This is a genomic window from Microbacterium sp. NPDC080220, from assembly GCF_040686395.1.
Classification (GTDB): Bacteria; Actinomycetota; Actinomycetes; order Actinomycetales; family Microbacteriaceae; genus Microbacterium; species Microbacterium gawkjiense.
Genome location: NZ_JBFBOP010000002.1, coordinates 446,138 through 465,952 on the forward strand (window position 1 = coordinate 446,138; position 19,815 = coordinate 465,952).

Below are 19,815 nucleotides of genomic sequence, written 5' to 3' on the forward strand. Positions count from 1 at the left end.
CGGCGTTCGGCCTCCGACCGGGCATTTAGACTGGACGGATGGCCCCGCTCGTCTACCTCTGCGTGCGCCCGCAGGTGGATGCCGCGGACGGCGAGTACGCGTCGTTCCAGCGCGCGATGGGCGTCGACGAGACCGGGCTCGAGCGGTGGGACCTTGTCGAGGACGACCTTCCCGTCGACGCGTTCACCCGGTGGCGCGGGTTCGTGGTCGGCGGGAGCCCGTACAACACGACCGATCCCGCCGACACGAAGCCGGTGGAGCAGCGGCGGATCGAGGCGGGCCTCGGTGCGGTCGCGCAGGCTGCCGCGGCGGGCCGGACGACCGCGCTGTTCACGTGCTTCGGGATCGGGGTCGCCTCGCGCGCGTTGGGCGGCGAGGTGACGCGGGACTACCCGGAGGGGACGGGGCCCACCGGCATCCGTCTCACCGAGGACGGTCGACGCGATCCGCTGTTCGGCGACCTGGCGCCGGAGTTCAGCGCGCTGACGGCGCACAAGGAGGGCACCTCGCGGTTGCCCGAGGGTGCCGTGCTGCTCGCCACGAACGACGACTGCCCGGTGCAGGCGTACCGGCTGGGCGAGCGGCTGTACGCGACGCAGTTCCACCCCGAGCCGACCGGGGTCGCCTTCACCGAGCGGATGACGATCTACCGCAACCACGGCTACTTCGACGCGGACGAGTACGACGCCGTCGCGGCGCACGTGCTGTCGGCCGACCTCGCCGAGCCGCAGCGTCTGCTGCGCCGTTTCGCCGCCATGTTCTGACCCGGTCGCCGGGCACCTGCACGATGCGTGGTGCTGGTGTGCACACGCGAGCCGCGTGAGGCGACACCGACCCCACGGGTCGTGCGGACGTCAGGCGCGGGCGAAAACGAGTTCGCCGCGGCGTCCGCGGATCCAGAGCGCGATCGGGACGAGCACGACGACGGCGGCCGCGATGAACGCCGCGATGGCGATCGGGGTCGACTGGGGCTCACTCACGGTGCGGCCGACGCCGATCCAGAGCAGGCCCCACGCCGAGGCGAGGGCCGGGGCGAGGCGGCCGCCCGTGCCGATCGCGCTGGCCGCGGCGATGAGGGCGACGACGATGAGGACGGCGACGCCCCACGCGTTCGCGGCCTGACCCCACGACTCGGGGGCGACCTCGGTCGTGAGCCAGGCTGTCGTGTTGGCGACCGTCGCCAGCGTCACCCATCCGAGGTGAAGCCCCACGGTGACGTCCGTGAAGAACGTCTCGGCCACCGTCCGCGGCGGGTTCAGGACGAGTAGACGCATGGTCCAGCCGAGCGCGACGAGGAGCGCGACGATGGTCACGACGGTCAGCAGGAGCGTCGTGTACTGGGCCGCAAGCAGCCACAGACCGTTGAGGACGGCCGTCAGGGCGATCGGGTAGCCGACGCGACGCTGACGAACGCTGCCCCGCTGCGACGGCAGCGCCTGCCAGACCGTGTACGCGATCATGAACGTGTAGATGACGCTCCAGATCGAGAACGCGGAGCTCGCCGGCGCGAGCACGGTCGAGGTCGCGGAGAGCGCGCCGTTCTGCAGATCCTGCACCGGGGTGCCGCCGAAGACGCCCGAGCCGAACAGCGCGGCGATGATCATGAACGTCACCGCCGAGATGACGACGATCTGACGGGTCAGGTCGGAGGAGCGGGATGCGGTGGAGCTCATCATGGCGCGACGGTACGTCGCGCCCCGGCGGCGCAGCGAGCTCTTGACAGTCGGATGCCGGGGCGCCCAGCGCGGTCGCGGGTGTCACGGATTCGGATGTGCGCGCCGGATTCGGACCACACCAGCGGTTGGCATCCGAATCCGGGGACGTTCTCCGAATCCCGGGGACGGCGAGATGGATGACGGGGTGGGGTGCGGGCGCGGGCGGGCGGCCGATGGGCTCGCAGAGCGGTTCGCCGTGGGAGGCACGGTGTCCGACGCTGCGACGTGGTCCGGGCGAGACGCTGAGTGCGATCCGCGCGTGCTCATCCAGCACCTCGGAAGATGAGAGGACTCTCATTTTCGAGGTGTCCACATCATGTGATCCGGGCCGGTTTCGACGGGGTGGATGTCGGTGGTCGGTGGCAGAGTGCAGGTATGACGGATGCGGCGGAAACCCCCGGTGGCAAGGACTATCTCGCCGCCCTGGCGGGCATCGTCGCGGATGCGGGTGATGTGGCCGTCGAGCTTGCGAGGGCGCAGGTCCGGGAGCTGCGGATGCTGGCCACCGCCGGCCGTCTCGCCGAAGCGCAGATCGCGCAGCGCAACGCCCGCGTGCAGGTCCACGACATGGCGTTGCGGTCGATCTCGGCGGAGGTCGGCGGGGTGATGCGCGTGACGGATCGGACCGTGCAACGCCGGATCGGTGAGGCGCGGACTCTGGTCGAGGGCTTCCCCGCAACGGTCGAGGCGTGGGAGCAGGGTCGCATCGTCCGGGGCCACGCGATCGCGATCCTTGAGACCGGGACCACCCTGCCGGCGGTGATGTGGGCGGAGTTCGAACAAGTGGCGATCACCCGGTGCGAGCGTGATACTCCGAACCGGGTGCGAGGCGAGTTGGAGATCCTCGCGCACCGGATGCATCCTCGCTCGTTCGCGGAACGGCACGAGGAAGCCGCCGCTGGCAGGTGCGTGCGGATCGTCCCGGGACGAGACGGGATGTCCGACGTCGTCGCAACCGTCCCGACGGTGATCGCCGAGGGTATCCACGACCGGCTCACGCAGCAAGCGCGAGCAGTCATCGACACCCGCGACGAACGGGCCGCCGCGTACGGCGGGGCAGGTGTCGCGTTCGGAGACGCCGCGACGGGCGTAGACGTCGGCGATGGCCACGGCGACAGCGAGGATGCCGCCACTGTCGTTGCGACAGATCAGCGTTCGATCGATCAGGTCCGTGCCGACGTCTTCGCCGACCTGCTCCTCGCCGGAACGCCTGCACTCGACGACACCCGCGACACCGCCGCCGGACCGCTGGGCGCGATCCGCGCACGCGTACAAGTGCTCGTCCCCGCCGCGACACTCACCGGTCAAGATGACGGGCCCTGTGACCTCACCGGCCGATCCCCCATCGACCCCGCGACCGCACGGACGCTCGCCGGCGGCACCGGGATGTGGGAACGCCTGTTCCACGACCCGACCACCGGCGTCACCGTCGCGACCGACTCGTACCGGGTCCCGTCCGGAATGCGCCGGTTTCTGCAAGCCCGGGATCAGCACTGCCGGTTCCCCGGATGCCGCGTCGCCGCCATCCGTTGCGAGGTCGACCACACCCACGATCACGCGCTCGGCGGGCGCACGGAACTGTCGAACCTCGCCCACCTGTGCCAACGGCATCACTCGATGAAGCAGTTCACCGCCTGGAGAGTGCGACAACTGAAGGGTGGAGTCCTGGAATGGACCTCACCCCTCGGCAGGACCTACCGCGAAGACGCACCTACCCCGGCCGTCGCGTTCACCCCTGCCGCACCACCACCGCCACCGCCGCGGGCTCCAGCGGAACCCGCACCCTTCTGAGGAACACCGCACACCGTCTCACCCGCACGCGGAATCAGGGACGCTCTGCGCATCCGAGACATCTGCACCGCGGCGAGCTCCGCCCGGGACAAGACCGACGCATACACACCCCGGGTGTTCCGCTGCCTGCGGGAACCAGGCACCCCGCCAACCGCCAACGCCAACGCCAACGCCAGCGCCAACGCCAACGCCAACGTCAGTCCCAGCGCCGGCGCCGGCGCCGGCGCGACCTACTCCCCGATGACGACCGCGGAGTCCGGCGCGACGACGAGTCGATCGCCGTCGCGACCGGGGTCGGTCGACGCGATCCAGACGTCGCCGCCCGGCACGTCCCAGGGCTCGCTCGACAGGTTCACGACCACGCGGGCACCACCGCGGCGGAGCATGTACCGGTTGCCCGACGCCGTCGGCAGCACCTCGGCATCCCGCCCACCGGGACCCGGATGCGTCAGCTCGGGGCGCGAACGCCGCAGCTCGGCCAGCCGCCGGTACAGATCCAGCAACCGCGCGTGATCGCCGACCTCGACCTCCGACCAGTCCAGCTTCGACCGCTCGAACGTCGCCGGCTCGTTCGGATGCGGCACGATGCTCTCGTCCCAGCCCATCTTCACGAACTCCTCGATGCGTCCCTTCGCGGTCGCCTCGGCGAGCTCGGGCTCGGGGTGCGACGTGAAGAACTGCCACGGCGTCGACGCGCCCCACTCTTCGCCCATGAACAGCATCGGCGTGCCGGGAGCGGTCAGCGTCAGCACCGCGGCCACCGCCAGCCGATCCGTCGACAGCGTCGCCGTCAACCGGTCGCCCGCCGCGCGGTTGCCGATCTGGTCGTGGTCCTGCGCGTACGTCACCAGCCGCCACGACGCCGACTCGTCGGGCACCGGCTTGCCGTGATCGCGCTCCCGGAACGACGAGTAGGTCCCGTCGTGGAAGAAGCCCTTCGTCCACACCTTCGGCAGCGCCTCCGGATCGGCGAAGTCCTCGTAGTACCCCACCGTCTCCCCCGTCAGAGCCACGTGCACAGCGTGATGCCAGTCGTCCGACCACTGCGCCGTCAGACCGTACCCGCCGGCCTCGCGCGGCAGGAACATCACCGGATCGTTCATGTCGCTCTCGGCGATCAGCGTCAACGGCCGTCCGACGTGAGCGCTCAGCGCATCGGTCCGCTCCGCGATCTCCTGCAGGATGTGCACCGGCTGCGCGCCCGACTCGTGCAGCGCGTGCACGGCGTCCAGACGCAGACCGTCGACGTGGAAGTCCCGCATCCACATCAGCGCGTTCTCCACGATGAACGACCGCACGGCCGCCTCATCCAGGTTCAGGCTGTCGCCCCACGTGTTCCGCGACCCGTCCCGCAGGTACGGCCCGTACTCCGGCAGGTAGTTTCCGCTCGGACCCAGGTGGTTGTAGACGACGTCCTGGATCACCGCGAGACCTGCGGCATGCGCGGCATCCACGAACCGCTGATACGCGGCCGGCCCGCCGTAGGTCTCCTGCACGGCGTACCACAGCACACCGTCGTAGCCCCAGTTGTGGGTGCCGTTGAAGGCGTTCACCGGCAGCAGCTCGATGTGCGTCACGCCGATGTCGGTCAGATGGTCGAATCGGGTGATCGCGGCATCCAGCGTTCCCTCGGGTGTGAACGTCCCCAGGTGCATCTCGTAGATCAGCCCGCCACCGAGCTGACGCCCCGTCCACGCGTCATCCGTCCACGAGAAGGATGCCGCGTCGAACCACGCCGACGCCTCGTGCACACCGCGCGGCTGCCGCCGCGACCGGGGATCCGGCCGCAGGTCGTCGCCCTCGCCCAGCACGAAGCCGTACTCGTCGCCGTCCGCGAGCGCGACGTCGGCACGCCACCAGCCGTCGCCGGCCGCCACCATCGCCACGTCGTCCAACCCCGGACGGCGCAGCCGCACCCCCTCGACCCGCGGAGCCCAGACCTCGATCACGATGCGTCCCCCTCGATGACATCCGCCGGCGCCAGCAGCGCGACGGGATAGGTGTCCAGCAGATCGGCCAGGCGCACGCGCCCACCCTCGACACGACGGCCGGTCAGCACGTCGACCATCGCACCGGAGCGCGTCAGCAGCTCGGTGTCGCCCCAGCCGCCGCGCGCGGCGAGACCGGCGGGCAGGCGCGTCGCCACGGCGACGACCCCACCGCGGTCGAACGCGACCACGTGGTCCGCCGCCTCCCCGGCCGCCGTCATCGGCGTGTACCGCGCGAACAGCTCCGGGCGGTCGCGCTTGAGCCGCAGCGCGCGCGACACCACGAGCAGCTTCGCCGCGCCCGAGCCGTCGACGGGCGGCATCCACCCCTCGTCGAGGCGCGCGAGCAGCCGGCGACGCTCCGCGAAGTCGACCTCGCGGCGGTTGTCGGGGTCGACGAGCGAGTGGTCCCACAGCTCGGTGCCCTGGTACACGTCGGGCACGCCCGGTCCCGCCAGCTGCAGCAGCTTCAGCGACAGCGAGTTCGACCGGCCGAGCGGCGCGATCTCGTCGACGAACCCTTCGACGATCGCCCGCGCGTCGCCGAAGGCGGCGTCGACGAGGTGGTGCATCTTCTCCTCGAACGCCTCGTCGGGCTCCGACCACGTCGTGCTGTTCCCGGCTTCACGCGACGCCTTCTCGGCGTACGCGTGCAGCCGCTCGCGCGACGCGGGCCACGCCCCCACGATCGCCTGCCACAGCAGGTTGTCGAAGGGTCCGTCGCCCGTCGACGAGACCCCGCGCAGCGCGTCGAGCACCTCGGCCCACCGCTCGAGCATCTCGGCGAGCACCGACAACCGTGCACGCACGTCCTCGCTGCGCTTCGTGTCGTGCGTCGAGAGCGACGTCATCGCCGCGGGCCACGCCGCCTGACGGTGAGCGGATGCCGCGTGGAACCCGTCGGCATCCACCGCCCACTCGGTCGGGTCGCCGCCCACCTCGGTGAGCGTGCCCAGCCGGGTGAACCGGTAGAAGGTCGTGTCCTCGACACCCTTCGCCATGACGGGGCCGGTCGTCTGCATGAACCGTCGCGTGAACTCCGCCTCGGGCTCCGCGACCAGCCGGGCCGCGATCGCCTCGAAGGTGGCGGCGAGCTCGGGGCGCCGTCGCGACGCCAGCGCGACCGCCGCGTCGAGCTCCTCGGTTCCCGCCGGCAGGTACGCGCGGTACACCGGGAAGGCTGCGAGCAGCTCGGCGAGCGCGTCGAGCCACTGCTCGTCCGACGCTCCGCCGCGCTCGGCGGCGGGCACGAGGGCCGCGAGCCTCAGCACCTCGGCGTGCAGTCCGTCGGTCGCCCACGCGAGCTTCGCCTGGTGCATCATGTCGGCGTAGTCAGCGTCCTGGCCGCCCCGCAGCCGGACGTCGAGCTCGGTCAGCGCCTGCTCCCCGGCCGGGTCGATCAGCACACGGTCGAGCACCGCCATCGCGTCGTACCCGGTCGTGCCGTCGGTCGCCCACCACGCGGGCAGCTCCTCGCCGTGCTCGAGGATCTTCTCGACGAGCACGTACGCGCCGCCGGTCGCATCCGCCAACAGGTCGAGGTATCCGCCCGGGTCGGCCAGGCCGTCGGGGTGGTCGACCCGCAGGCCGTCGGCGAGACCCTCGCGGATCCACCGCACGATCTCGACGTGCGACGCGTCGAAGACCGCAGGGTCCTCGACGCGCACCCCCGCGAGCGTCGTCACGGCGAAGAAGCGACGGTAGTTGAGCTCCGCGTCGCCGCGCCGCCAGAACAGCAGTTCGTAGTGCTGCCGGGCGAGCACGTCGCGTACGTCACCTTCGCCCGTGCCGTCCGCCAGCGGGAACTCGTGGTCGAAGTACCGCACGACTCCCGCTGCGGTGTCGACCTCGATCTCGCCGTCGTCGATCGCCTGCTCGAGCTCACGACCCAGCACCGGCAGCCGCAACCGCCCGCCGAGCGCCCAATTGACGTCGAACGCGGCCGCGTGGGGCGAGCTCTGACCGCGCCGCAGAACGTCCCACCACCACGGGTTCTCCCGCGGGGCGGACACGCCCTGATGATTCGGCACGATGTCGATGAGGATGCCGAGGTCCGCCGCCCGGGCGGCGTCGGCGAACCGCTGCAGACCCTCCGCGCCGCCCCGCTCGGGGTCGACGACGGTCGGATCGGTCACGTCGTAGCCGTGGTCCGAGCCGCTCGTCGCCTGCAGGATCGGCGACAGGTAGGCCCAGTCGACGCCGAGGTCGCGCAGATAGTCGGTGAGCTCGGCCGCGGCATCCAGGTCGAAACCCTTGCGGATCTGCAGCCGGTACGTCGACCGGGGAGTGCTCCGTCGCCCGGTCATCAGCGGGGCAGCTCGATCTGCGGCGCCTCAGCGGGGATCACGTCGATCGCGCCCGTCAGGGCGGCGAGCGAGGCCGCGACGGACGGATCCGGCTCGACGGTCTCCTCGACGTGGTCGCGCAGGACGACGAGCGCACGACCGCCGACCGAGACGGTGCCGCCCGGGTCGACGAGGGGGGCGTCTGCCGCACCGCCGGCGGTGTCGACGATCACCTCCCAGCGGGGGCTCGCCGACGCGGTCGGCACCGTGAAGTCGATGTCCTCGTCGCTTGCGTTGAAGAACACGAAGAAGTGCCGGTCGTGGATCTCCTCACCGCGACGGTTGCGTTCGCGGATGCCGTCGCCGTTGAGGAACACGCCGACCGCGCGCCCGAACCCGGAATCCCAGTCCTCGGGCTGCATCTCGGAGCCGTCGGGGCGGATCCACGCGATGTCCGGGAGCGGCGCCCCCTCCTCGCGCCGCACCGGCCGCCCGTCGAAGAACCGCCGACGCCGGAACGTCGGGTGGTCGCGCCGTAACCGAGCGAGCACCGAGGTGAACTCGATGAGCGGCTGGTCGATCGAGGTCCAGTCGATCCACGTCAGCTCGTTGTCCTGCGCGTACCCGTTGTTGTTGCCGTTCTGCGTGCGGCCGAGCTCATCGCCGTGCGAGATCATCGGCACGCCCTGGCTCAGCAGCAGCGTCGCGAGGAAGTTCCGCTGCTGACGCGCCCGCACTCGCAGGATGTCGGGGTCGTCGGTGGGGCCTTCGACGCCGTGGTTGTACGACCGGTTGTGCGACTCACCGTCGTTGTTGTCCTCGCCGTTGGCCTCGTTGTGCTTCTCGTTGTACGAGACGAGGTCGCGCAGGGTGAAACCGTCGTGCGCGGTCACGAAGTTGATGGATGCCACCGGCCACCGCCCGTTTTGCTCGTACAGGTCGGCCGACCCCGTCAGGCGCAGCGCGAACTCGCCGAGCGTGGACGGTTCGCCGCGCCAGAAGTCGCGGACGGTGTCGCGGTACTTGCCGTTCCACTCCGTCCACTGCGGCGGGAAGTTGCCGACCTGATACCCGCCGGGGCCGATGTCCCACGGCTCGGCGATCAGCTTGACCTGGCTGACCACCGGGTCCTGCTGTACGAGCTCGAAGAAGGTCGAGAGGCGGTCGACGTCGTAGAACTCGCGGGCGAGGGTCGAGGCGAGGTCGAAACGGAAGCCGTCGACGTGCATTTCGAGCACCCAGTAGCGCAGCGAGTCCATGATCAGTTGCAGGGCATGCGGGTTGCCGACGTTGAGGCTGTTGCCCGTGCCGGTGTAGTCGGTGTAGTACCGCTTGTCGTCGTCTTCGAGCCGGTAGTACGCCATGTTGTCGATACCGCGCATCGACAGCGTCGGGCCCATGTGGTTGCCCTCGGCGGTGTGGTTGTAGACCACGTCGAGGATGACCTCGATGCCCGCGGCGTGCAGCGCCCGCACCATCGCCTTGAATTCCTGCACCTGCTGGCCGACGCCGCCGCCCGCCGAGTACGTGTTCTGCGGGGCGAAGAAGGCGATCGTGTTGTAGCCCCAGTAGTTCGAGAGGCCCTTCTCCTGCAGCGTCGAATCGTTGACGAACTGGTGCACCGGCATGAGCTCGAGCGCCGTCACGCCGATCTTCTTGAGGTGCTCGATGACGACGGGGTGCGCGATCGCGCTGTACGTGCCGCGGATGTCCTCGGGGATGTCGGGGTGCGTCATCGTGAGACCCTTGACGTGCGCCTCGTAGATGACGGTCTCGGCGTACGGGGTCTTCGGCTGCCGGTCACCCTGCCAGTCGAAGAACGGGTTGACGACGACGCCCTTCATGTTTGCTGCGGCCGAGTCCTCGTCGTTGGTCGAGTCGGGGTCGCCGAACGTGTAGCTGAACACCGCCTGCCCCCACTCGACCTGGCCGTCGACGGCCTTGGCGTAGGGGTCGAGGAGGAGCTTGTTCGGGTTGAAGCGGCATCCGTTGGCGGGGTCGTACGGGCCGTACACGCGGTAGCCGTACCGCTGCCCCGGCTGCACCGACGGCAGGTAGGCATGCCAGACGAACGCGTCCACGTCGATGAGCTCGACGCGGGTCTCCTGACCGCTCTCGTCGAACAGGCAGAGCTCGACTTTCTCGGCGCCCTCGCTGAACAGGGCGAAGTTCGTCCCATTGCCGTCGAAGGTCGCTCCCAGGGGGTAAGCGGAACCGGGCCAAACCTGCATGCGTACTCCCGTGTTAGGTGGAAGGCCCACAGTACCCAGGCGAGGTCTCCACCCTCCGGCCCTTGACAGGTCAGCGCAGCGACAGCATGTCGTCGAGGTACGCCGCGAGGGGCCGCGGCGGCCCCGTCGTGCTCCACGCGACGTGGGGCACGCCGTCCACGAGGGACAGGATGCCGGAGCTCTCGCCGCGGTCGACGGCTGCGGCATCCATCTCGCTCCAGCCGAGGTGCAGCACCTCACCCTCGGCGAACCCGCCGCGGAAAGCCGCCGCGGCTCGCTCGGAGCGTGCCCGCTGCGCTTCGGCCGTGTACCCGCGGACGGCGTCGTGCCGGGCGCGCAGAACCTCTCCCGTGGCGAACACCCGGTCGTCGCCGATCAGCAGGACCCCGACGTGCCACGCCTCGGTGACCGGGAGGATGCGAGGCGCGCGACCGATCCCGAGGATGCGGCGGTTCGCCGCCCAGTCCCCCAGTCGCTCCCGCCGGGAGCCGGCGAGCCGGGCGCGCGCCGCGTCGAGCAGACCGACCGTGGTCACGGCATCCGTCACCGGCGTCAGACGAGGCGGGTCGGCGCGACCGCGGCGCCGCCGCGGATCTGCTGATGCAGCCGCGCCATGCGCGCGTCGAGTTCGGCGGCGGCGTCGGCGGCGTCCTTCAGTTGGCCCAGCAGGTGCTCGGGCACCTGCCGCTCGTACTTGTAGTAGATCTTGTGCTCGAGGCTCGCCCAGAAGTCCATCGCGATCGTGCGGAACTGCACCTCGACCGGCACGTCGACCCGCCCCGTCGAGAGGTAGACGGGCACCTCGAGGATCGTGTGCAGGCTCTTGTACCCGTTGCCCTTGGGCGTCGCGATGTAGTCCTCGACCTCGCGCACCGTGATGTCGTCCTGCGCCGTGAGCAGGTCGAACAGCCGGTACACGTCGCTGACGAAGCTGCAGGTGATGCGGATGCCGGCGATGTCGGTGATGTGCGCGCGCACCGAGTCGAAGTCGGGCTCGATGCCGCGGCGCTGGATCTTCTCGACGATGCTGTCGGGCGACTTCACCCGGCTCGAGACGTGCTCGATCGGGTTGTAGTCGTGCATCTCGTGGAACTCCTCGCGGAGGATCGAGATTTTCGTCTCGATCTCCTGCAGCCCGAACCGGTACTCCATGAGGAACCGCTGGAACTCGTCGCGCATCGCCCGGAGGGAGGACGCCGACACCGTGATCTGCTGCTCGTCGAGCGGAGTGGACATGGTGCGACGCTATCGGGAACCACTCTGAGCGTGCTGTGAGGGCGGCGCCGTCGTCGCCCTCGGCACGAGCGCCGTCGGCAGCCGCAGGTGGGTCGCGGCCGGGGTCGCCCCGCCCATCAGCTCGAGCAGCATCGTGACCGCTTCCGCACCGAGGCGTTGCATGGGCTGGCGCACCGTGGTGAGCGCCGGCTCCGACTGCGATGCGTCGGGGACGTCGTCGAAGCCGACGACCGAGAGGTCGCCCGGCACCGACAGGCCGTGCTCATGGGCGACGCGGATGACGGTGAGCGCCGACACGTCGTTGGCGGCGAACACCGCGGTCGGCCGGTCCGGGCGACGCAGGAGCCGGGTCGCGGCTTCACGCGAGATGTCCTCTACGTACTCTCCGACGCCGACCAGGGACGGATCGAACGGGATGCGGGCGTCCTCCAGCGCGCGGCGGTACCCGCCCTCGCGCAGCATCGACGACCGCAGGTCCGGGCGGCCCGCGACGAACCCGATGCGTCGGTGCCCGAGCGAGATCAGGTAGGCGACCGCGTGACGGGCGCCGGCGAAGCTGTCTGATTCGACGGTGGGGAGGTCCGCAGGTCCCGTGTGGGGATCGATGGCCACCACGGGCACCTCGGCGGTCACGTTGACGACGGTCGGCGTCACCATGATCACGCCGTCGACGAGCGTGCCGCTCAGCCGGCTGAGCGATCGCCGCTCCCAGCCCTGACTCGACACCTGACGCGACCCGCTGTAGGCGAGCAGGTCCAGCCGCGAGTCGCGCAGCGCCGCCCCGACGCCCTTCAGCACCTCGGCCGAGAACGGCTCGAAGTCCGCCACGAGCACCCCGACGACCCCCGTCCGACGCGCGCGCATGCTGCTCGCGACGAGGCTCGACTCGTAGCCGAGCTCCTCGACCGCACCGAGCACACGCTGCACCGTTGCCGGCGCCACGCCGTACCTCCCGTTGACCGCCTTGGAGACCGTGGCGACCGACACACCGGCCGCCGCGGCGACGTCGTGGATGGTGGTGCGCCTGCGCATGCCTCGAAGCGTAGCCCCGTGGAAAACATTTTCGAAAACGTTTGACGTCGACGGCAACAATTCCGACACTGGAGCGAGCCCGGCACGCACCGCCGGGACCACCCGCACCTCGAGGACCGAGCGTGCACTCAATGAGGAGATTGGTGATCACATGAGGACCAGACGGTTCGCAGTGGGACTCGCGGCCTTCGCCGCGGCGACCCTCGCGCTCAGCGCATGTTCGGCAGGAGGCGGCGGCAGCAGCGGCGACGGTGACGTCGAGATGACGCTGTGGCAGAACTCGACCACCGGCCCCGGTCAGCAGTTCTGGAAGGACGCGATCGAAGCTTTCGAGGCCGAGAACGAGGGCGTCACGATCACGATGCAGTCCGTCCAGAACGAGGACATGGACGGCAAGCTCCAGACCGCGCTCAACGCCGGCGACCCGCCCGACATCTTCCTGCAGCGCGGCGGCGGCAAGATGACCGCGATGGTGAACGCGGGTCAGCTGATGGACCTCACCGACCTGATCTCGGACGACGTCCGCAGCGAGGTGTCGGAGGGTTCGTTCGCCGCCGAGACCTACCAGGACAAGGTGTGGGCCATGCCCCTCTCCGTCCTCCCCGGCGGCTTCTTCTACAGCCAGGACGCCTTCGACGCGGCCGGCATCGCCGAGAACCCGCGCACGATCGACGATTTGAAGGCCGCGGTCGAGGACCTGAAGGGCACCGGGATCGCCCCGATCGCCCTCGGCGCGAAGGATGCCTGGCCCGCCGCTCACTGGTACTACTTCTTCGCCCTTCGCGAGTGCAGCCCTCAGGTGATCGAGGAGACCGGCGACTCCAAGGACTTCAGCGACGAGTGCTGGACGCGCGCCGCTCAGGACCTCACGGACTTCGCCGCCATCCAGCCGTTCAACGAGGGCTTCCTGACGACCGCCGCCCAGCAGGGCGCCGGCAGCTCGGCGGGCCTCATCGCCAACCGCAAGGCCGCGATGGAACTCATGGGCGCGTGGGACCCGGGTGTGATCGCGTCCCTCACCCCCGACGAGAAGCCGCTCCCCGACCTCGCCTGGTTCCCCTTCCCCGAGATCTCGGGCGGCGACGGCGAGCCGGGCTCCATGATGGGCGGCGTCGACGGCTACTCGTGCGCCGCGCAGGCGCCCAAGGAGTGCGCCGACTTCCTCAACTTCATCGCAGGCTCCGAGCAGCAGACGAAGTACTACGAGGCCTTCCAGTCGCCGCCGGTCAACTCGGTCGCGCAGGAGGCGGTGGAGGAGCCGTACCTGCAGCAGATCCTCGAGGCGTACAACAACGCACCGTTCGTTTCGCAGTGGCTCGACACGGTCCTCGGCCAGAACGTCGGCAACGCGCTGAACGTCGCGGTCGTCGACCTGCTCGCGGGAGGCAGCGACCCCGAGAAGTTCATCGCCGCCGTCAACGCCGCAGGCGCACAGGGCTGAGCATGACCGTTCGCGAGATGTCCGTCTCGGACACCCCTGCTCTCGCGGCGCACGCCGGGGGCGGCGACTCGTCGCCCCCGGCACGGCCGCGGTCCCGCCGCCGGCGGGGCCTCGGCTGGTCGGGGCGCCTCGAGGTGCTCCTGCTCGCCGGGCCCGCCGTCGTCTTCTTCGTCGGGTTCGTGATCCTGCCGGTGCTGATGGCCGCGTACTACGGCTTCTTCCGCTGGTCCGGGTTCGGGCCGGCCACCGAGTTCGTCGGGCTGAAGAACTACATCACGATCTTCAGCGACCCGAACTTCCAGAGCGCCCTGCTGCACAACGCCTTCATCGTCGTCATGTCGATCGTCTTGCAGGGACCGATTGCGATCCTGCTGGCACTGCTGCTCAACCGCAAGATGCGAGGGCAGTCCGTCATCCGCGTCCTCATCTTCGTGCCGTACGTCATCGCCGAGGTGGTCGTCGGCACCGGGTTCAGCCTGCTGCTGTCGACGGGCGGCGCCGCCAACGGGATGCTCGAGAAGCTCGGCCTCGGCGGACTCGCGCAGGACTGGCTCGCCGACCCGGCGATCGCCATCTGGACCCTCATGGCGATCCTCACGTGGAAGTACGTCGGCTTCGCCGTCATCCTCTTCCTCGCGGGCCTGCAGGGCATCCCCGAGGAGCTCTACGAGGCCGCCGCGATCGACGGCGCGTCGTACTGGCAGATCCAGCGCCGCATCGCGCTGCCCCTGCTGGCTCCGACCCTGCGCATCTGGGCGTTCCTGTCGATCATCGGGGCGCTGCAGCTGTTCGACCTCGTGTACATCATCTGGGGTCAGTACGTCTCGTCGGTCGCCGGCACCAACACGATGGCGATCTACATGGTCGTCACCGGTCGCAACGCCGGGAACTTCGGCTACGGCAACGCCGTCGCCGTCGTGATCTTCGTCATCTCGCTCATCGTCGCGCTGTTCTACCAGCGCTTCGTGCTCCGCCGCGACACGGCCGGGGCGATCACAGAGAGGGGCGTGCAGTGAGCGCCACCATGACCCTCGTCACGGCTCCGCCCGTCGACACCCGCCCACGGCGCGCGCCGAAGAAGGCGCTGCCGTGGGGCTCGCCGGTCGTCTACTTCGTCGCCCTCGTCGTCATCGCCCTCATGCTCGGGCCGGTGATCTACATCATCCTGGGCGGGTTCCGGTCGAACTCGGCGATCACGGTCGACCCGGCCGGCTTCCCCGATCCGTGGAACGTCGAGAACTACGTCGGGGTGATCACGAGCGGCCAGTTCTGGGGGCAGGTCGGGAACTCGACCATGGTGGCGCTCGCCACCACCGTCGGCGCCGTCGCCCTCGGCCTCGCCGCGAGCTACGTCATCGCCCGCTACAACTTCCGCGGCCGCGGCGCGCTCTACGCGCTGTTCGCGTCGGGACTCATGTTCCCCATCACCGTCGCGATCACGCCGCTCTACATCGTGATCCGCTCGCTCGGGCTCATGAACTCGCTGCCGGGCATCATCCTCCCGCAGATCGCGTTCGCGCTGCCGACGACGATCATCATCCTTGTGCCGTTCCTGCGGGCGATCCCCGACGAGATCCAGGAGGCGGCGTCGATCGACGGCTGCAGCCGACTCGGGTTCTTCTGGCGGATGGTGCTGCCGCTCGCGGTGCCCGGTGTCATCACCGTCGGCATCCTCGCCTTCATCGGCAGTTGGAACGCGTACCTGCTGCCGCTGTTCATCCTCAACAACGAGGCGTCGTTCACGCTCCCACTGGGCGTGCAGGCGTTCTCGTCGCAGTACTCCGTCGACACGGCGCGCGTGCTGGCGTTCACCTCGCTGTCGATGCTCCCCGCGCTGCTGTTCTTCAGCCTGTTCGAGCGGCGCATCGTCGGCGGCCTCACCGGAGCCGTGAAGGGCTGACATGACGGACACGACGGTGCGCGCTTCGGCGCGCGTACGCGACCTGCTCGCGCAGATGACGCTCGAGGAGAAGACGGCGCAGCTCGTCGGGTACTGGGTCGACCAGGGCGGCGAGGTCGTCGCTCCCCTGGCCGACGAGATGGTCACGACGACGAAGTACGCGGATGCCACGACCCACGGCCTCGGCCACCTCACCCGGGTCTACGGCACACGCCCGGTCGATCCGGTCGAGCGGGCCGCGTGGCTGTGGCGCGAGCAGCGCCGCCTGCAGACCGAGACGCGCCTCGGTATCCCCGCGATCGTCCACGAGGAGTGCCTGACGGGCCTCGCGGCGTGGCAGGCGGCGACGTATCCGACGCCGCTCGCGTGGGGGGCCTCGTTCGACCCCGACCTCGTGGCCGAGATGGCCGTCGCGATCGGCGAGTCGATGCGGGAGCTCGGCATCCATCAGGGGCTCGCTCCCGTCCTCGACGTCATCCGCGATCCCCGCTGGGGGCGCGTCGACGAGTGCATCGGCGAGGACCCGTACCTCGTCGGGACGATCGGGACGGCCTACGTCCGCGGTCTGCAGTCGACGGGGGTGGATGCCACGCTGAAGCACTTCGTCGGATACTCCGGCTCGCAGTCCGGTCGCAACCATGCGCCGGTCCACGCGGGACCCCGCGAGCTCGCCGATGTCTTCCTGCCGCCGTTCGAGATGGCGCTCCGCGACGGCGGCGCGCGATCGGTCATGAACAGCTACGCCGAGATCGACGGTGCTCCCGTCGGCGCGAGCCCGTACTACCTGAGCGAGGTCCTCCGCGGACGCCTCGGGTTCGAGGGGCCGGTCGTCGCGGACTACTTCTCGGTCGCGTTCCTCCACTCCACGCACGGTGTCGCCGCCGACCTCGGCGAAGCGGCGGAGCTCGCCCTGCGCGCCGGGATCGACGTCGAGCTGCCGACGCTCGACGCCTTCGCCGGTCCGCTGCTCGAGCGGATCCGCTCGGGGGCGCTCGACGAGAGTGTCCTCGACGACGCCGTGCTGCGGGTCCTCGCGCAGAAGGAGCGCCTGGGGCTGCTCGACGCGGACTTCGCCGAGCCTCCCGCGAGCGTCGACCTCGACGGGCCGCGCCACCGCGAGCTCGCGCGGCGCCTCGCCGCCGAGTCCGCCGTCCTGCTCTCGAACGACGGCACGCTGCCCGCGGCAGCGCCGGCGCGCATCGCCGTCCTCGGCCCGAACGCCGACTCGTCCGAGGCGCTCATGGGCTGCTACTCGTTCGTGAACCACGTGCTCGCCCACCACCCCGGCACACCCGCGGGCATCGAGATCCCGACCGTCCTCGACGCGCTGCGCGCCGAGTACCCGGCGGCGCGGATCGAGTCGGTGCGCGGGTGCGACGTCGAGGGCGAGGACGCGGCGGGGATCGCGGATGCCGTGGCCGCGGCATCCCGGTCCGACCTGGCGATCGTCGTGGTCGGCGACCGCGCCGGCCTGTTCGGCCGCGGCACCGTGGGCGAGGGCAACGACGTGGACGACCTCGAGCTGCCGGGTGTCCAGCGGCGCCTGGTGGAGGAGGTCGTCGCGTCGGGCACCCCCGTCGTCGTGCTCGTCCTCTCGGGGCGGCCGTACGCGATCGGATGGGCGCTCGACGGCGCCGCCGCGCCGGCGGCGATCGTGCAGTCCTTCTTCCCGGGCGAAGAGGGCGCGGACGCCCTCGCGGGGATCGTCTCGGGTCGGGTCACCCCGTCGGGCCGCCTGCCCGTCTCGCTCCCCCGCTCGGCCGGTGCGCAGCCGTTCACCTACCTGCACCCGCGCCTCGGCGGACGCAGCGACATCACGAGCGCCGACCCCACCCCGGTGCGGCCGTTCGGGTTCGGACTGACCTACACGACGTTCGCGTACGAGGACTTGCGGGTCGCGCCGCAGGCCGCCACCGGCGACGGGCTCACCGCGACGGTCACGGTGCGCAACACCGGCGAGGCCCCGGCGACCGACGTCGTGCAGCTGTACGGTCACGACGTCGTGGGCACGACGACACGGCCGTCGGCGCAGCTGCTCGCCTACCAGCGCGTGCCGCTGGGCCCGGGCGAGGCGGCGACCGTCGAGTTCCGCGTGCCGCCCGCCCGCCTTGCCTACGCCGGCCGCGACGCGGTGCGCGCGGTCGAGCCGGGACGCCTCGACCTGTGGGTCGGGCCCTCCAGCGCCGACCGCGAAGCGACGGCCTCGGTCGAGTTCACGGGTGAGGCGTACGTCATCGGACCGGACGACGCGCGGCTGGCGACGGCATCCGTCCTCGAGGGTGCCGTCGTCAGTCGGTGACGACGAGGATCGCGCCGGCTGCGAGCCGGTCGGCCGAGCCTCCGGCGGCGATCGTCGACGCCGGCGGTGATCTCGTGACGTCGGCCGAGGTCGGTGATCTCGATGGTGTGGTCGAGGTAGTTGTCGCGCTCGTCGCCCGGCCGTTCGTCGGGATGCCGGCCCGGGTGCGTCGCGAACTGGCCGCCGACGAGCTGCAGGTAGTCCGAGCTGCCGCGGTACGAGTCGGCGATCCCGCCGTGCCAGCCGGCGAGACCGGTGCTGGCCTCCACCGCGGCGCGCAGGCCCGTGAGCGCGGCATCCGAGATCGACGACATCGTGACCGCCTGGACGACGAGATCCGTCTCGGCCATCACGGCGGCGTCGGCGTAGACCTCGTTGGACTCCTCGACGCGTACCTCGAAGCCGTTCTCGGCGAGGAACGGGCGGAACATGTCCGTCGCCGCGACGGGGTGGTGCCCGTCCCAGCCGCCGCGGACGATGAGCGCGCGCCGGCCCGTCACCGCAGCTCGGCCGCTCGTCGCGCGGCGACGCGGTCGTAGCGCTCCCGCACTTCGGGACGGGGGTCGGATGCCGCATCCCGGTCCATCTCGACCGGCCACTCCGGCCACGACCCGGCGAGCACGGCGGCCGCCTGGCGGGCCGCGCCCTGGGCGACGTACTCTCCCGGCGACGGTACGGCCACGGGCACATCGAACACCTGGGCCGCGGCCGCGGCGACCGCGGGGTTGCGCGCCGCACCGCCCACGAGCAGCACCCGCTCGGTGGCGACACCGAGGCTCCGGATCGCCTCGAGCCCCGTCGCGAGACCCGCGAGCATGCCCTCGACGGCGGCGCGGGCGAGGTTCTCCCGCGTCGTGTTCTCGAGCGACAGACCGTCGAGGGACGCGCGCGCCGTGGGCAGGTTGGGCGTGCGCTCCCCCTCGAACCAGGGCACGAGCACGACACCGCCGGCTCCGGGCTCGGCGGCGGCCGCCAGCTCGGTGAGACCGTCGTGGTCGACGCCGAGCAGACGCGCGACGGCGTCGAGCACCCGCGCCGCGTTGAGGGTCGCGACCAGCGGCAGGAACCGCCCCGTCGCATCGGCGAACCCGGCCGCGGTCCCGGTCGGGTCGATCGTCCGGGTGTCGCTGACGGCGAAGACCGTGCCCGACGTACCGATCGACACGACGACGTCGCCCGCCGTCGCACCGACGCCGAGGGCGGCGCCGGCGTTGTCGCCCGCCCCCGGCCCGACGCGGCGGCCGGCGGCATCCGTCACCCACTCGAGCGGGCCGAGCACGCGGGGCAGCACCGCGTCGTGACCGAGCGCCGCCGCGAGCAGGTCGCGGTCGTAGCCGTCCGACGCGGGGTCCCAGTAACCGGTGCCCGAGGCATCCGAGCGATCGGTGACGAGCTCGTCGAGCTGCGGATTCCCGGGACCGAACCCGCGCAGGCGCCACGTCAGCCAGTCGTGCGGCAGGGCGACCGCGGCCACCCGCGCCGCATTCTCGGGCTCGGCGCCGCGCAGCCAGCGGAGCTTGGTGATCGTGAACGACGCGACCGGCACCAGACCCGTGCGCTGCGCGAGCGTCTCGGCGCCGAACTCGGCTGTGAGATCGGATGCCGCCTGCCCCGAGCGCGTGTCGTTCCACAGCAGCGCGTCGCGCACCACCGTGCCCGCCGCGTCGAGCGCGACCATGCCGTGCTGCTGGCCCCCGATCGACCACGCCTCGACGTCGTCGATGCCCCCGGCATCCGCGATCGCGCTCTGCAGCGCGGTCCACCACGCCTCGGGATCGACCGACGTGCCCTCGGGGTGCGACGCGCGACCGGAGCGGACGACCGCCCCGGTCGCGGCGTCGACGATGACGACCTTGCAGGACTGCGTCGACGAGTCGACGCCCATGACGAGCGTCAC

The 19,815-nt window shown here is 70.8% G+C and carries 14 protein-coding genes and 1 pseudogene; 6 read left to right on the plus strand and 9 right to left on the minus strand.

Translation table 11 applies throughout. From position 1 onward, the window contains the following. Window positions 1-38 precede the first annotated feature (38 nt). Window positions 39-764 carry a GMP synthase gene (locus tag AB0P29_RS05725; protein ID WP_363379029.1) on the plus strand — a complete coding sequence of 242 codons (726 nt, stop codon included), beginning with the start codon at window positions 39-41 and terminating at the stop codon, window positions 762-764. 90 nt (window positions 765-854) lie between these two features. Here AB0P29_RS05725 and AB0P29_RS05730 read toward each other — a convergent pair whose 3' ends face one another. After that, complete coding sequence (locus AB0P29_RS05730) at window positions 855-1,676, minus strand: tryptophan-rich sensory protein (protein ID WP_363379030.1); 822 nt, start codon at window positions 1,674-1,676, stop codon at window positions 855-857. 414 nt (window positions 1,677-2,090) lie between these two features. Between AB0P29_RS05730 and AB0P29_RS05735 the strand changes: the two genes are divergently transcribed. Continuing rightward, on the plus strand, window positions 2,091-3,506 hold the full coding sequence (locus AB0P29_RS05735) for a DUF222 domain-containing protein (RefSeq protein WP_363379031.1): 1,416 nt from the start codon (window positions 2,091-2,093) through the stop codon (window positions 3,504-3,506). Window positions 3,507-3,736: 230 nt separating this feature from the next. Here AB0P29_RS05735 and treZ read toward each other — a convergent pair whose 3' ends face one another. From treZ to AB0P29_RS05765, 6 genes are all read right to left on the minus strand, one after another. Continuing rightward, window positions 3,737-5,455, minus strand: coding sequence for a malto-oligosyltrehalose trehalohydrolase (treZ, locus tag AB0P29_RS05740; protein ID WP_363379032.1), 1,719 nt, complete (start codon window positions 5,453-5,455; stop codon window positions 3,737-3,739). After that, on the minus strand, window positions 5,452-7,800 hold the full coding sequence (gene treY / locus AB0P29_RS05745) for a malto-oligosyltrehalose synthase (RefSeq protein WP_363379033.1): 2,349 nt from the start codon (window positions 7,798-7,800) through the stop codon (window positions 5,452-5,454). The genes treZ and treY overlap by 4 nt, the downstream gene beginning before the upstream one ends. Next, window positions 7,800-10,010 (minus strand): glycogen debranching protein GlgX, encoded by a 2,211-nt coding sequence (gene glgX, locus AB0P29_RS05750; RefSeq protein WP_363379034.1) that lies wholly within the window; start codon window positions 10,008-10,010, stop codon window positions 7,800-7,802. Before glgX ends, treY begins: the two co-directional genes overlap by 1 nt. A gap of 70 nt (window positions 10,011-10,080) precedes the next feature. Then, a complete protein-coding gene (locus tag AB0P29_RS05755; protein WP_363379035.1) occupies window positions 10,081-10,557 on the minus strand; it encodes a glutaminase in 477 nt (158 codons plus the stop codon). A 5-nt stretch (window positions 10,558-10,562) separates the two neighbouring features. Next, window positions 10,563-11,246 carry a GTP pyrophosphokinase family protein gene (locus tag AB0P29_RS05760; protein ID WP_217529548.1) on the minus strand — a complete coding sequence of 228 codons (684 nt, stop codon included), beginning with the start codon at window positions 11,244-11,246 and terminating at the stop codon, window positions 10,563-10,565. A 9-nt stretch (window positions 11,247-11,255) separates the two neighbouring features. Then, on the minus strand, window positions 11,256-12,278 hold the full coding sequence (locus tag AB0P29_RS05765; protein ID WP_253035734.1) for a LacI family DNA-binding transcriptional regulator: 1,023 nt from the start codon (window positions 12,276-12,278) through the stop codon (window positions 11,256-11,258). Window positions 12,279-12,429: 151 nt separating this feature from the next. Between AB0P29_RS05765 and AB0P29_RS05770 the strand changes: the two genes are divergently transcribed. The 4 genes and pseudogenes from AB0P29_RS05770 to AB0P29_RS05785 form a co-directional block, all read left to right on the plus strand. Next, a complete protein-coding gene (locus AB0P29_RS05770) occupies window positions 12,430-13,719 on the plus strand; it encodes an extracellular solute-binding protein (RefSeq protein WP_363379036.1) in 1,290 nt (429 codons plus the stop codon). A gap of 2 nt (window positions 13,720-13,721) precedes the next feature. Beyond that, the gene (locus AB0P29_RS05775) at window positions 13,722-14,735 is read left to right on the plus strand and encodes a sugar ABC transporter permease (protein ID WP_253035736.1); all 1,014 of its coding nucleotides are present in this window, start codon (window positions 13,722-13,724) and stop codon (window positions 14,733-14,735) included. A gap of 8 nt (window positions 14,736-14,743) precedes the next feature. Then, complete coding sequence (locus AB0P29_RS05780; RefSeq protein ID WP_064003730.1) at window positions 14,744-15,619, plus strand: carbohydrate ABC transporter permease; 876 nt, start codon at window positions 14,744-14,746, stop codon at window positions 15,617-15,619. Window positions 15,620-15,674: 55 nt separating this feature from the next. Then, window positions 15,675-17,741: pseudogene (locus tag AB0P29_RS05785) on the plus strand (glycoside hydrolase family 3 N-terminal domain-containing protein); the annotation flags it as partial. Here AB0P29_RS05785 and AB0P29_RS05790 read toward each other — a convergent pair. Continuing rightward, window positions 17,732-18,418 carry a ThuA domain-containing protein gene (locus tag AB0P29_RS05790; RefSeq protein WP_363379037.1) on the minus strand — a complete coding sequence of 229 codons (687 nt, stop codon included), beginning with the start codon at window positions 18,416-18,418 and terminating at the stop codon, window positions 17,732-17,734. The pseudogene AB0P29_RS05785 and the gene AB0P29_RS05790 sit on opposite strands and share 10 nt — an antisense overlap. Next, window positions 18,415-19,815 (minus strand): xylulokinase, encoded by a 1,401-nt coding sequence (gene xylB / locus AB0P29_RS05795; protein WP_363379038.1) that lies wholly within the window; start codon window positions 19,813-19,815, stop codon window positions 18,415-18,417. The genes AB0P29_RS05790 and xylB overlap by 4 nt, the downstream gene beginning before the upstream one ends.

Excerpts from the sequence above, each read along its gene's own strand:
- AB0P29_RS05725 (WP_363379029.1), top strand. The coding sequence starts at position 39 with ATGGCCCCGCTCGTCTACCTCTGCGTGCGCCCGCAGGTGGATGCCGCG.
- AB0P29_RS05730 (WP_363379030.1), bottom strand. The coding sequence starts at position 1,676 with ATGATGAGCTCCACCGCATCCCGCTCCTCCGACCTGACCCGTCAGATC.
- AB0P29_RS05735 (WP_363379031.1), top strand. The coding sequence starts at position 2,091 with ATGACGGATGCGGCGGAAACCCCCGGTGGCAAGGACTATCTCGCCGCC.
- treY (WP_363379033.1), bottom strand. The coding sequence starts at position 7,800 with ATGACCGGGCGACGGAGCACTCCCCGGTCGACGTACCGGCTGCAGATC.
- glgX (WP_363379034.1), bottom strand. The coding sequence starts at position 10,010 with ATGCAGGTTTGGCCCGGTTCCGCTTACCCCCTGGGAGCGACCTTCGAC.
- AB0P29_RS05760 (WP_217529548.1), bottom strand. The coding sequence starts at position 11,246 with ATGTCCACTCCGCTCGACGAGCAGCAGATCACGGTGTCGGCGTCCTCC.
- AB0P29_RS05765 (WP_253035734.1), bottom strand. The coding sequence starts at position 12,278 with ATGCGCAGGCGCACCACCATCCACGACGTCGCCGCGGCGGCCGGTGTG.
- AB0P29_RS05770 (WP_363379036.1), top strand. The coding sequence starts at position 12,430 with ATGAGGACCAGACGGTTCGCAGTGGGACTCGCGGCCTTCGCCGCGGCG.
- AB0P29_RS05775 (WP_253035736.1), top strand. The coding sequence starts at position 13,722 with ATGACCGTTCGCGAGATGTCCGTCTCGGACACCCCTGCTCTCGCGGCG.
- AB0P29_RS05780 (WP_064003730.1), top strand. The coding sequence starts at position 14,744 with ATGACCCTCGTCACGGCTCCGCCCGTCGACACCCGCCCACGGCGCGCG.